The organism is Nocardia sp. NPDC003345 (genome assembly GCF_053589395.1).
Genome location: NZ_JBSFRU010000043.1, coordinates 15,903 through 29,300 on the forward strand (window position 1 = coordinate 15,903; position 13,398 = coordinate 29,300).

Sequence of the window (13,398 nt, forward strand, 5' to 3'; positions counted from 1 at the left end):
CGCGGGCGGATACCCGGAGGTCCGGGTATCCGCCCCGGGGGTCAGTCCCGGTACACGCCGTCCGTGGCCAACCGGGCGTCCCGCGAGAGCAGCATCGCCGCCTCCCGCGCTCGGATCTCCCCGGCCGGCGTCCCCTCCCCGCCGAACCGCCGGTCGGCGGGCCGGCGGTAGAGCGGTTCGCCGCCGCACAGCGCGTCGAGGAACCGCCGCCGCCCGGCCAGCAGCCGCGCCCGCGCCCGGTCGCGGTAGTCCTCGCGTTCCCCGGCCGGGATCGCGCGGACGAACGCCTCCGGATGCACCACCGCGATGAGGCAGGAGACGTGACCGAAGCCGAGACTGGTGAGCAGACCCGCCTTCAGCGGCAGCGTATTCCCGAAGCGCAGCGGCTCCCGCACCCACACCAGGTGGGGGTGGCGGGCCTGGTCGTCGTCGACACAGTCGAGGCTGCGATTGGGTGGGATCACCCCGTCCGCCAGCAGCTGGCACAGGCCGATGAGCTGAAAGGCGGCCGCGCCACCCTTGGCATGCCCGGTCAGTGTCTTCTGGGAGACCACGAACAGCGGGTTCCCGTCCCCGCGTCCCAGCGCGGCGGCCAGTCGTTCGTGCAGATCCGCCTCGTTCGGGTCGTTGGCCGCGGTCGAGGTGTCGTGTTTGGACACCACCGCGATATCGTCCGGGGTCACACCGAGCTCCCGGAGTGCGATCGCCAGTTCCGAGTCCGCTCCCCCGCGGCCGGCGGCGAGGGCGCCGATTCCGGGCGCGGGGATGGAGGTGTGCACACCGTCACCGAACGATTCCGCGTAACCCACCACGCCCAGGACGGGCAGCCCGTGGCGCAGCGCGATGTCCCCCCGTGTCAGCAGAATCGTGCCGCCGCCCTGGGATTCGACGAAACCGGCCCGGCGCCGGTCGTTGGCCCGCGAGAAGCGGCGTTGCGCGATCCCCTTCGCCGCCAGGCCCGCCGAATCGGCGGTCGCCGACATATCCCCGAACCCGGTCACCGATTCCACCCCGAGATCATCGGACCCGCCCGCGACCACGAAATCGGCTCTGCCGAAACGGATCTTGTCGGCGCCCTCGGCCACCGAGACGGCCGCGGTGGCGCAGGCCCCGACCGGATGCAGCATCGCTCCGTAGCTACCGATGTAGGACTGGACCACATGGGCGGCGGCCACGTTCAGCAGCGTCTCCTGCAGCAGATCGTTCGGTCGTTCGTTGCCCAGCAGGAGATCGATATGGCTGGAACGCACGGCCCGCAGCGCCCCCAAACCGGTTCCCACGGTGTTGGCGACCCGCGCCGGATGTATCCACCGCATCAACTCGGCGGGCCCGAACCCGGACGCCAGGAAGGCGTCCACCGTGGTGACGATGTTCCACAGCGCGAGCCGGTCCACCGACGCCGCCATATCGGCGGAGATACCCCACCGGGTGGGGTCGAATCCGGTGGGTATCTGCCCTCCCACCGTGCGCGACATCTCCACCCGGCGGGGTACCCGGACCTCGGTTCCGGCCCGGCGGGTCACCGCCCAGTCCGTGGTGCCGGGTACGGGTGCGATCACCGTATTGTCGCCGTCGGCCGCGGCGAAGGCCCGGGCCTCGGCTTCGCTGCCGACGGTGAAGGTCATATCGCGCTCCAGGAAGACCGAGGCCAGCAGCGGCGCCGTATTGTCACGTAGCGCGCCCTCGTCCTCGAAACGGCGGATACCCGCCCGGGAGAGGACCTCGTCGTGGTAGCGGTCCGCGATCTGCTCCTCGGGCACCGGTTCGCCGGTCGCGGTGTCGTACCACCCCGGAGCCGGGTCGTTCTCCCACGTCAGTAACCCGGTCGTCCACGCCAGCTCCAGCACCCCGGCCGCCGAGAGCCGGTCGGAGACCTCGATATCGAACCGGGTGCGCGCCGAGCCGTACGGCCCGAGTTCGCCCGCGCCGACGATCACGACCATCTCCGCGGGTCCGGCGCTCACCGGGCCCCAGCCGGGCACGGGTGCCGCGCCGGCACCGTCCGGTGGCGCGGGGAGGGCGGCGACGACGTGTGCCGCAGCGGGTTCCGGAGCCGGCGCGGTGGCATCCCGGTCCGCCCGCACCCGCGCCGCCAGTGCCGGCAGGTCGAGCCGGGTGACCGACAGTCCGCCGGTCAGATCGATGCGCTGCGGTCCCGCGGCGGTGACCGCCCGGGCGCGTTCCGAGCACCAGACGAGCAGTTCACGCGCGACCTCAGCGGCCGACCAGGTCCGCACCCCCTCCGCCTCGACGGCCGCGACGAGTCCGTCGTTGCCGCTCATCAGACCGGTGCCACGGACCCAGCCGATCACCGCGTGCACCAAAGTGACCCGCCGCGACCACGCGGGCTCGGACCGCCACCGGGCGACCACCGCGTCGAGAGCCGCCTTGGATTCCCCGTAGGCGCCGTCACCGCCGAACATGCCCCGGTTCGGCGAACCCGGCAGCACCACATGGAGTTTCGCGTCCACATCGTGATCCGCCCCGATCGCCGACAATCCGCCGATCAGCCGTTGCACCGACCACAGCAGGACCCGCATCTCCATTTCGGCGCGCGGGCCGGCCTCGGAGAGATCACCGGTCACCGCGGGCGCGGCGAAGGGGAACAGCAGGGTAGGGGTCATGGCCGGTTTCGCGATACCCGAGGTGTCGTCGGTGTGCGGGCGCGCGATCCACTCGATGAGCGCGTCGACGTCACGGTAGGACGCCAGATTGGCCGGTACCACCCAGAGCGCGGCGCCGGGGCGTGCGTGCCGCCGGTACAGGTCACGATAGAAACGCTGCCGCTCCTCGTCGAGCCGTGAGGTGGTGGCGATCACCGTCGCACCGCCCGCGAGCAGCCGCTCGGTCACCGCGGCGGCGATGGATCCGGCGCTGGCGCCGGTCACCACCGCGATATCGGCGGCGTACTCACCGGCCTGCGTCTCCCGGGCCGTGTCGGCGATCTCGGCGTAGCGGCCGGCGAGTTCCGGCCGGTCCGCCGTGGTGGCCCGATCCCGCCACCACAGCGCCTGCGCGGCGACGATCTCACCGGCCCCGGCGAAACCGGACGACTCGACCTCCGGATCCTCGGCGAGCCACAGACGCGCGAGATCCTCGCGGGCACCGGCCCATCGGTCGTCCAGGCGCAGCGTCCGGCGGGCATCGAAGGCGGGTGCCACCAGCCTCGGCCAGTCCGGCCCGAGCTCCGCGGCGACGGCCTCGACGACCGGGATGTCCCCGATGCCGCCGGTACCGTCCACGACGGGCCCGGCTACCGGCTCCTCGATTCCCAGCTGTTCGAGCACCAGCCGGGCCGCCGACGCCAGTACGCCGGTCCGCCCGGTGATCCGCTCGGCGAATTCGGCCGGAACCGTCACCGGCGCCGATTGTCCGGCACCGTCGGCCGGGAGCGGATCCACCGAGATCGCGTGCCGGGCCGCCACGGCTCGTACGGCGGTATCCACCGCGGCATCCACCGCGGCGCCGTCCGCCGCGCCGCCGGCCAGCGGCCCGCCGAGGTCACCACCGCGCACACTGCTGCCCTCGCGCGTACTCAGGGCCAGTTCGGCGGTCACATGACCGATCCACCCGTCCCCCAGCCCCCACACCGTCCGTACCCGGTCGCCGATCGAGGCGGGGCGGCGGCCGGAGGGGCCCAGCGCGCGGCGCAGATGGTCGTTCAGCCATTCGGTGAGCACCGGCCCGAAAGGCCGGTAGGTGCGCGCGAGTGTCCGCACGGTGGATCCGAGCGCGGTGAGTCCGGCGTCGGCGGCACCGTCGATGGGCCCGACGGCCAGTTCCGCGGCCAGATCGACCAGAAGCTGGTTGCGCCGGGAGGATACGCCGTCACACAGGCCCTCGACGGTGTCGGCGGCGCCGATCTGCTCGGTCCGCAGTTTGGTCCACAACGCGATGAGCACGGTGGTCGCGTCGGCTGCCGTGAAGACGAGATCATCCGGGCGGGGACCGGCCGGCGATACCGCGGGGGTCGCGGTGACCACCGGGGCGGCCGGGGTTTCGGTGGCGGCTCCGTCCTCGTCCGCGACGGGGTCCACGGGGTCGGTATCGGTGCAGTAGACGCGCGCCGCGTCCCGTTCGAGATTGAGCACCTCGGCACCGGCCGCGCCGAATCCGGGTAACCGCAGTGTTCGCGCGGCCAGGTTCGCCAGGGTCGGCGCGGCCGCGAGACCGGCCTCGACGAACCGCCGCACCCCCAGCCCGCCCCGGGCCGGTTCGGTGAACAGCAGATCCTGGGTTTCGATCCAGCGCACGGGGCTGGCGAACTGCCAGGCCAGTAATTCGATCAGGACGGTGCGGCACAGTTCGCCGGGCCGCGCCGCCCAGGCGTCGTACTCGGCGAGTACGGCCTCGAGCGGGCCGGAGGGCACGAGGTCGGCGATTTCGCGCAGGAATTCGCGCTCCAGGGTGAACGGCCGCGGGACCAGATTCGGAATATAGCGCCCGACCAGGTCTTGCGGAGCGATCGTAGCGGGCAGCAACTCGGTGAGCTTGTCCCGGAAGTCCGGGACTCCCGCGCGCAGCACCCGGGAATGGAACGGCACATCCACACCCGGGATCAGTACGAAGGCGCGGTCACCGTGGGTGCGGGCGCGGCGGAGTTCGATGTCGGTCTCCAGTGCCCGCAACCCCGCCCGCGTGCCCGCGACCGAATACTGGGCGTCGCGCAGGTTCAGATTCACCACTTCGAGGAATTCACCACTGCGGGCTGCTGTTTCGGCCACGAAGCCGGCCACGTCGGCATCGCCGAGGCCGATCTGGGAAGGTCTGATCGCCGCCATCCCGTACTCACTGCGGCCGGATTCGTCACGCGGTACCAGCAGATCCATCGCCCGGCCGCGCTGGAACACGATTTCCAGCAGCGTCTCCAACGGCAGCACTCCGGCGACCGCGGCGAGCGCGACATACTCACCCAGCGAATGACCGGCCAGATACGCGCCCTCGGTGAAGGCGCCCGCCTCCCGCAACTCCGCGATCTGCGCGACCCCGAGCGTCGCCAGCGCCGCCTGGGTGAACTGCGTCAGATGCAGGACACCGTCCGGATGGCGGTATTCGGCGCCGCCCGCCCGCAGCGATACCGGGTTGTCGCGCACCACGGCGAGGATGGAGAACCCGAGTACACGCCGGGTGTGGGCGTCCGCGCGTTCCCAGACCGCCGCCGCGGCGCGCGACCGCGCGAGCGCGTCGAGCCCCATCCCACGCCGCTGGATGCCCTGGCCGGGAAAGGCGTACACGGTCGGCGGCGCGGCGAGCCGTCCGGTGGCGACCAGTACCGGCTCGTCCGCCACACGGCAGGTCACCTCGACGATCTCGGCGCCATCGGAGACGGCGATCCGGTCGACCCGAATATCGATACCGGTGCCGGGACGCACCGGGCCGAGGAACCGCGCCGTCCACCCGGTGATCGTCCGCGCCGACGCGGGCTCACCGGCGGACACCGCGTACTGCGCGGCCGCCGACAGCCACATACCGTGCACGATCACGCCACCGTGGCCGGCGAGCGCGGCGGCGGCGTCGCAGGTATGGATCGGATTGTGGTCACCCGACAGCTCCGCGAACGCGGCCATGTCCACGGGCGCCACCACTGTGATCTCGCGCCGGCGCCGGCGCGGCGTCTCCCGGTACACCGTGCCCGCGGTTGCGGCCGCGGGCGGCGGATCGGCGATCGTCGCGGTGCCGTTGCGGCCCCGGATGGCGAAACGCTCGGTGAGCTTCGCGAGAACCGGCCCCCGCGAACCGGTTCCGATATCGTCGAAGATCGCACCGATGGTGATATGTACTTCGATCACCCGGCCGAGTTCGGTATCGGCGACCTCGCCCGATTCGGCGCGGACGGTGAGCACCCCGATATCGGCCGGCCATTCGCCGCACAGGCGGACCCGGTGGTCGAGGTGGACCAGATCCAGCAGACCCTCGACGGCGGCGGTGGTATCCGGTCCGGTGGCCGCGCCCAGGACCGCGAACACCGCCGGCCAGCAGGCCCCCATCAGTACATCGGGTATCGCGGCGCCCACCGGATTCACCGATTCGGGGAACCCGGCGCCCACCACGCCCGCGTGGTCGGCGAAAACTCCGGGGGTCCAGGCCAGGTCGAGGTGCGCGACCCGGCGGCCACCGGTTTCGCGTACCGCGGGCAGCGGCCCACCGGCGGCCACCCCGAGCAGTGCCGACATCGCGGCCTCGGCCTCGGCGGCCGTCACCACCGGTACACCGCCGGAAGACGCGGACGCGGGTACCCCGATCCCGACACGTAGCCATGACCCCGAGGTCAGTGCGACACCGAGTTCGACCCGGTCGGGCGCGGTCTGCTCCAGTGTCGCTCCCGACGCCGCGTGCCCGAGGACCCCGCCCGGACCGGCCGTCCACTCCGCCGGCGGGCCCAGGCGGTGCACCGGATTGGGCGCCAGCCGCCCCGCCCAGGACACATCCGGCGCACCGAGCACGATATCCACGGCCGTCCGGCCCGCACCGGCGTGCCGGCGGGCGATCACCGGGCGCGCGGGCGCGCCGGCGGCCAGCAGGGCATCGGTGGTGGCTCGTTCGAACCGGTCGAGCAGTTCGCCCACCGGTTCGTCGGCCCGGGTGATGCCGGCCACCGATACCGGTCCCGGGATCACACACACCTGGTCGGCGCAATAGCGCCGATCGTGGGCCTGCCACAGGGAATCCGATCGCCACCAGCGGCGGACATCGGCGTCGATCACCGGCACGAAGTTCACCGGTTTACCCGGCGTCCGGCACAGCGCGACGAAGAAATGGGTGTCGGCCGGATGCAGTACGGCGGTGTCCGCCGCGGGATATTCCGCGAGCAGCGCCGCCACCGCGTCGGCGGGCCGCTCCAGCAGGTCGTCCTCGCCGAACAGGGTCGGAACGGGTCCGCGGTCCGCGGGATGCAACCGGGCCTCGGTGCGGCGCAGCATGGCGGCGAAACGGTCGCGCCAGGTGATATCCGTCCACGGCGAGGCCCCGGACAGCGGCACGGCGGTATCGCCCACCGCCAGTTCCACATAGCGCCGCAGCCACGCAGCGTAGGTCATCTCGGTGAGATCGCCGAAGTACGGTTTGGCCGTCGCGTCGAGGGCCGTGACGATATCGTCGCGCCGGGCGGCGACCGCCGCCGCGTCCCCGGCGACCTCGTCGAGCAGCCGCCCGGTCCGTGAGGCGGCGTTGTCGATCTCGTGGATATCGGCGCCCAGCTGGCTACGGCCGGAGGCCATCCCGCCGTGGGCGGATCCGGGCGCGATCCAGCCGGTGGTGCCGGGGGTGTCCACCAGCAGCTGTTTGACCGCGGGTGAGGTGGTCGCCTCGGCCGTCGCCATGGCGGCGGTGCCCACGAGCACACCGTCCACGGGCATCCCCGGATATCCGTAGGCCCGCGACCACGTCCCGGTCAGATAGTCGGCGGCGCGCTCGGGGGTGCCGATCCCCCCGCCGGCGCAGACCACCAGATTCGGGCGCAGCCGGAGTTCGGCGTAGGTTTCGAGCAGTAGCTCGTCGAGGTCTTCCCACGAGTGGTGCCCGCCGGCCCGGCCGCCCTCGATATGCACGATGATCGGCTGCCGTGGAACCTCGTTCGCGATCCGGGCCACCGCCCGGATCTGGGCGACGGTTCCGGGCTTGAAGGCGATATAGGTGATACCCGCCGCCGCGAGCTCCGCGATCAGGGCCACGGCCTCCTCGAGTTCGGGGATCCCCGCGCTGATCACCACACCGTCCAGCGGCGCCCCCGCGGCCCGGGCCTTCTGCAGCAGTCGCTTTCCGCCGAGCTGCAACGACCACAGATACGGGTCGAGGAACAGCGCGTTGAACTGCACCGCCCGGCCCGGCTCCAGTCGCGCCCGCAAGTGTTCGATCCGCTCCGCGAAGATGTCCTCGGTGACCTGCCCGCCCCCGGCCAGCTCCGCCCAGTGGCCGGCGTTCGCGGCGGCGGCGACGATACCGGCGTCCACCGTCGTGGGTGTCATCCCCGCCAGCAGGATCGGGGAACGTCCGGTGAGCCGGGTGAAGGCGGTCTCGGTGACGGTCCGGCCGTCGGGAAGGGTCACCGGACGCGGCCCGAACTCCCGCCACGCGGGCGCCACCACCGGAGTCGCGCCCGGGGTCAGCAGATTACGCTGGCCGGGCCGGGTCAGCGCCGCCACGATCCCGATACCCGTACCGCGCAGGAGCGGTGCCGTCAGGCGGGTGAGCAGGTCACCGGGGCCGAGGGCCAGTACCCACCGCGCGCCCGCCGCGACCACCTCGTCCACGGCGGCCGGCCAGTCCACCGGGTCGACCAGTATCTGCCGTGCGAGCCGGCGGGTCGCCTCGGTGTCCAGGCCGCAGCGAGCCGCCCAGTCGGCCGCCAGGTCCACGGCCTCCTCCAGCGAGGGATGGTGAAAGGCCAGATCGATCGGCAGGTCGTCGAACACCGCCGGCCGGGCCGTCGCGCCCGATGGCGAGGAACGCCGGGTCGCGGCCGCCGCGTATCGCTGCTCGAGCCGGTCCAGCGCTGCCGGCGGTCCGGACAGCACCGTATGCCGGCGGCCGTTGCGAATGGCGATCACCGGCGCCGCGGCCGGATCCGCACCGGCGGCGGATTCCGCCACGACCGCACGCAACAGGTCCGGGTCGGCGTGCGCGACGGCCCGCATCGTCGCGCGCTCACCCGGCGCGACCAGTCCCAGGCGGCGCCCGATCCGGTCGCCGGCCGCACCGATCAGCTGCGCGATCGCCAGCAACCGGGCGTGCTCGTCGAGATCGCGTTCGGCGAGCGCGGCCACTCCCAGCACACCCTGAGAGTGCCCGGCCACCACGGGCAGTGCGCGATCCAGGTCCAGCCCCTGTCGTTCGAGCGCCCGCAGCCCGGCCAGCTGGGTGAGCAGCACACCCGGTACCGATACGGCTGCCGCGCGGAGCGCGGCGGGGGCCGGCCGGGCCGGGCCGTCATCGCGCCACAACCAGCCGGCCGGATCGAACCCGGTGGGCCGCGCGACCAGCAGTCCCGCGGCCACCGGCGCCAGATGGCCGGCCGCGCGCGTTGTCAGCGCCGCCATTTCGTCGGCGAGGTAATGGTCGTCGCAGATCTCGGTGAACGCGTCCTCCCACGGCGCGCCCTGCCCGCCGAAGGCCAGCGCATACGGTTCACCGGACGACAAACGCGCCACGAGTGGAATGCCGTCATTTATTTCTCCGGACCCGAGCGTCTTTCGCAGACCGGGAACGGCACTATCGTCGATCGTCACGGCGATGCACTTTCTCTCGAGAGGTACCGGTTCCGATTCATCGGAATTCGGAGGAGTGCCGCTGCGCTCGGAACTCTCCCGCCGCGAGCGCACTGATCAGCACCGATGTGATTACATGAGCAGTCGCCGGTCCACCCCGTTGTAGTGTCGGCGCATATTCGCAGGAGAAAACACGCGGTCCGGATCGCAATTATCCGGTATTTCGAATCGTATCGGAAACACCGATTCCGGCATCCCCCCGATCGGGTGATCACCGCCCCCACCTCCGGCGCTCTGTCAATTCCGCGAATCCATCCGGTAACGAACGCCATAAATAAAAATATTGCGCTCCGCCCGGGCATCGGGCACCTCGCCGCGGCCGCTCGGGCCGGCATCGTCGCGGCAAACGCGATCCGGCGACGCTGTTACCATCCCGCTGTCCGGCACTCCGGACCAGGACTCGTGACCGCGGGACAGAAGCGGAGGGCCTTCATGACCACACGCACAGCGGTATTCACCACCGCCGGCGAACTGGCGGCGTTACTCGAATCCGGTACGCCCGTCACGCTGCTCGACATCCGGTGGCGGCTGGACCATCCCGACGGCCGGGCCGATTACCGCGCCGGTCATATCCCCGGCGCCGTCTACATCGACCTCGAGACCCAGCTCTCCGACCATTCGGTCGCCGGTCACGGGCGCCATCCACTGCCCGGCGGCCCCGCGCTGCAACGCGATCTGCGAGCCCGGGGTGTGCGCGCCGGTGTACCCGTCGTGGCCTACGACGACTGGAACCGCGCCGGTTCGGCGCGCGCCTGGTGGGTGCTCACCGCCGCCGGGCTCACCGATGTCCGCATCCTCGACGGCGGGCTGGCGGCGTGGCGGGATACCGGCCGCCCCCTCGAAACCGGCGACGTGCGGCCCGTTCCCGGTGATGTCACCGTCACCCACGACGATCTGTACGCCGGCGCCCGCCCGGTTGCCGCCGAGGACGAACTGCGGAGTCTCGGCGCGGACGGCGCGCTGGTGGATGTCCGCGCCCCGGAGAGGTATCGGGGCGAGCACGAGCCGGTGGACCCGGTGGCCGGACATATCCCCGGCGCCGTGAACATTCCTGCCACCGCGCTGCTCGACGCCGGCGGCCGATTCCTTACCGACGACGGAATCCGCGCCCGCTGGCCGCGGCGGGCGGCGGGATCACCGGTCGTGTACTGCGGGTCCGGGATCACGGCGGCGGTCGCGGTGGCGGCGCTGGCGGCGACCGGCCGGGAGGCGGCGCTGTTCCCGGGGTCCTGGTCGCAGTGGAGCGCCGATCCGGCGAACCCGGTCGAGCTCGGCGATCCGGAAGCCGGTGGCGCTACCTTCTAGGCGCCCTTCTCGCACGCCGGCGGAGTTGCGTTCGCGCTGAGCGCAACGGTGTGTGTCTCCGGGGCAACGCGATTGGATCGGTGGCGAGCTTCCGACCGTCGGGAGGCCCGGAGGTGTGCGATGGCGGAGGACCGGCGTCCGATAGGCGTCGAAGCGGACATGAAGAATTCCGGGAGCGTGGGTGAACCGGCCCGATCGCGGGCGGCTATCACCACGCTGTCATTCCTGACCCCGGGCAACTACCCCGACGACGATCCCGCCGCCGGACTCGAGGACACCCTGCGGCTGTTCGAGTTCGGTGAACGCCTCGGGTTCGACGGTGCCTGGATCCGGCAGCGCCACCTGGAGCACGGCGTCGGATCGGCGGCGGTCTTCCTGGCGGCGGCGAGCCAGCGCACCCGCCGTATCCAGCTGGGGACAGCGGTGATTCCGATCGGCTACGAGAGCCCCTTCCGTCTCGCCGAGGATCTGTCGATGGCCGATGTGCTCTCCGGCGGCCGGCTGCAGCCCGGTTTCAGCGCCGGCACCCCGCCGCACGCGGACCTGATCGGCGATCTCGTCTTCGACGGCGACTGGCGCGATTACGACCTGTCCTACGGCCGGATCGCCCGGCTCGCGGCGAACCTCCGCGGCGACTACCTGGGTGATCCGGAAACCGTTATCCACTCCCCCGGCAACACCCAGCGTCCGCGGCTGCAACCGTACAGCCCGGGCCTGGCCGAGCGGTTGTGGTACGGCGGAGGTAGCGCGCGGTCGGTGCGCTGGGCCGGCGCGAACGGCCTCAACCTGCTCACCGGCAACATCGTATTCGGCGAAACCGATAGTGATTTCGGCGCCGCCCAGTCACGGCTGATCGAGGAGTTCCGAAACGCCGCGGCCGGGCGGCCGGCCCGGGTCGCGGTGGGCCGGGTGATCGTCCCGACCGACGGCGCCGATCGCGCTACCCGCGAGCGATACCGCCGGTACGCGGCCGGGCGCCACGCGCGGACCCTCGCACCGCAGGGTGAGCGGAAGATCCTGTTCGCACCGGATCTGGTGGGTACCGCCGCGGAGATCATCGACCGGTTGCACGCCGATCCCGTACTCGCCCTGACCACGGAACTGCGCCTCGAACTGCCCTACGAGTTCCACCGCGAGGACTACGAGCAGATCCTGCGCGATACCGTCGAACTCGTCGCGCCCGCGCTGGGGCGGCGGCCGGTCACCGGTTCCGGATCAGGGTGATCGGGAGGCCGTCCTTGGGGAACGGCAGCGAGTGGTAGTCCATCGGCGGTACGTAGCCGGGGTCGACGGTCCAGTGGTAGTCACGCAGCAGCCGGTGCATGATCGCCTTCACCTCGAGACCGCCGAAATACAGGCCGATACATTTGTGGACGCCGCCGCCGAAGGGCTCCCAGGCGAACCGGTGCGTCTTGTCCTCGTGGCGGCCGGGACCGAACCGGTCGGGATCGAAGGTCAGCGGATCGGTCCAGTACTCCTCCATCAGATGGGTGAACTGGACACCGATGATGACATCGGTGCCGGCCGGGATCCGCACACCCTCGACCACGGTGTCCTTCACCGCGTAACGCACCAGCACCGGAACCGGGGCCCGCAGCCGCAACGCCTCGCGCATCACCAGATCGATGGAGACCAGGCCCTCGAGTTCGGCTTTCGACGGCGCCGGACCCAGCGTGAGTGCTTCCTCGCGGCAACGCCGCTGCCACTGCGGATGCTGCCCGAGGTACTGCAGGATGGTCGAGGTGGTGATGGTGGAGGTGTCGTGGGCCGCCATCATCAGGAAGATCATATGGTTCACCACGTCGTCGTCGCTGAACCGTTGCCCGTCTTCCGTTTCGACGTGGCAGAGCACCGAGAAGATATCGTCGGTCCGGCGGGCGCGTTTGGCCGGCAGATAGTGGCGCAGGAACCCCTCGAGCACCTTGCGGCCCCGGTAGGCCCGGCCCCACCGGGTGAACGGCGCGTTGATCCGGACGATACCGGCCGCGGCCTGGACGCAGGCGATGAACGCCTTGTTCACCCGGTCCATCTCGGCCGGGCTCGTATCCTCGACACCGCCCATGAACAGATCCGCGGCGATATCGAGGGTGAGCTGCTTGAGCTTCCAGTAGGACGGGAACTCCGTCCCTTCCGCCCAGTTAGCCACGCCGCGTTCCACGGCCGGGTGCAGACGCTGGGTGTAGGCCTCGAGCCGAGGCCGGGTGAACGCCTCCTGCATGATCCGCCGGTGCGCCAGATGCTCCTCGAAATCGATCAGCATGAGGCCGCGATCGAAGAAGGGGCCGACGAGTTCGGACCACGCCGGTTCGTTGGCGAAGGCCTTGTCCTTGTTCTGCAGCGCCGCGCCGCAGGCATCCGCCCCGAGCAGCATGACGGCGTTCTTGCCGAGCGCGCGGAACGGGGCGACCGGACCGTAGCGCTCCCAGCGCCCCCGGCACAGTGCCACGGGGTCCTTGGCGTATTCCAGTACCTGCCCGAGTACGGGCAGGCCGCGGTCGTCCCGGTGCTGGACCGGGATCGGCCGCGGGCCGGCGGGCGGCGACGCCGCGGTCCCTTCGTGTGGTCCCAGTGCCCTGGCCGTCATCGTTCACCTCGCGCGCTCATGTGGTGCCGGTCACGTCAAGCCTGATTCAGGAAGGATGTCCTGTCAACCTTGACCGGCGCGTCGCTGTGGCATGCTGGCCGTATGGCCGTGCAATCAGGGGTCTATCGAGGTCTCAGTGCCGCCGAGCGCGCGACCGAGCGCCGCGCCCGGTTGCTCGAGGCCGCCCTGACGGTCTGGTCGGATCCCGGGACGAATACGACGATGACCGCGATCTGCGCCGTGGCC

4 protein-coding genes are annotated in these 13,398 nt (G+C 71.4%); 2 read left to right on the forward strand and 2 right to left on the reverse strand.

Going from position 1 to position 13,398, the window contains the following annotated elements; all coding sequences use genetic code 11:
• Positions 1–41: 41 nt before the first annotated feature.
• Positions 42–9,224 carry a fatty acid synthase subunit beta domain-containing protein gene (locus tag ACWDU1_RS08035; RefSeq protein WP_449996625.1) on the reverse strand — a complete coding sequence of 3,061 codons (9,183 nt, stop codon included), beginning with the start codon at positions 9,222–9,224 and terminating at the stop codon, positions 42–44.
• Positions 9,225–9,695: 471 nt separating this feature from the next.
• Here ACWDU1_RS08035 and ACWDU1_RS08040 point away from each other — a divergent pair, with 471 nt between their 5' ends.
• Positions 9,696–10,568: a sulfurtransferase gene (locus ACWDU1_RS08040; protein WP_449996627.1), complete on the forward strand. Its 873-nt coding sequence runs from the start codon at positions 9,696–9,698 to the stop codon at positions 10,566–10,568.
• Between the two features lie 120 nt (positions 10,569–10,688).
• Complete coding sequence (locus tag ACWDU1_RS08045) at positions 10,689–11,792, forward strand: LLM class flavin-dependent oxidoreductase (RefSeq protein WP_449996628.1); 1,104 nt, start codon at positions 10,689–10,691, stop codon at positions 11,790–11,792.
• Here ACWDU1_RS08045 and ACWDU1_RS08050 read toward each other — a convergent pair.
• Positions 11,770–13,152 (reverse strand): cytochrome P450, encoded by a 1,383-nt coding sequence (locus ACWDU1_RS08050; protein WP_449996630.1) that lies wholly within the window; start codon positions 13,150–13,152, stop codon positions 11,770–11,772. The two genes, ACWDU1_RS08045 and ACWDU1_RS08050, sit on opposite strands and share 23 nt — an antisense overlap.
• Positions 13,153–13,398 lie beyond the last annotated feature (246 nt).

Bases quoted from the DNA above. Each gene is read 5' to 3' on its own strand.
- ACWDU1_RS08045 (WP_449996628.1), top strand. From the start codon at position 10,689: ATGGCGGAGGACCGGCGTCCGATAGGCGTCGAAGCGGACATGAAGAAT.
- ACWDU1_RS08050 (WP_449996630.1), bottom strand. From the start codon at position 13,152: ATGACGGCCAGGGCACTGGGACCACACGAAGGGACCGCGGCGTCGCCG.
- ACWDU1_RS08040 (WP_449996627.1), top strand. From the start codon at position 9,696: ATGACCACACGCACAGCGGTATTCACCACCGCCGGCGAACTGGCGGCG.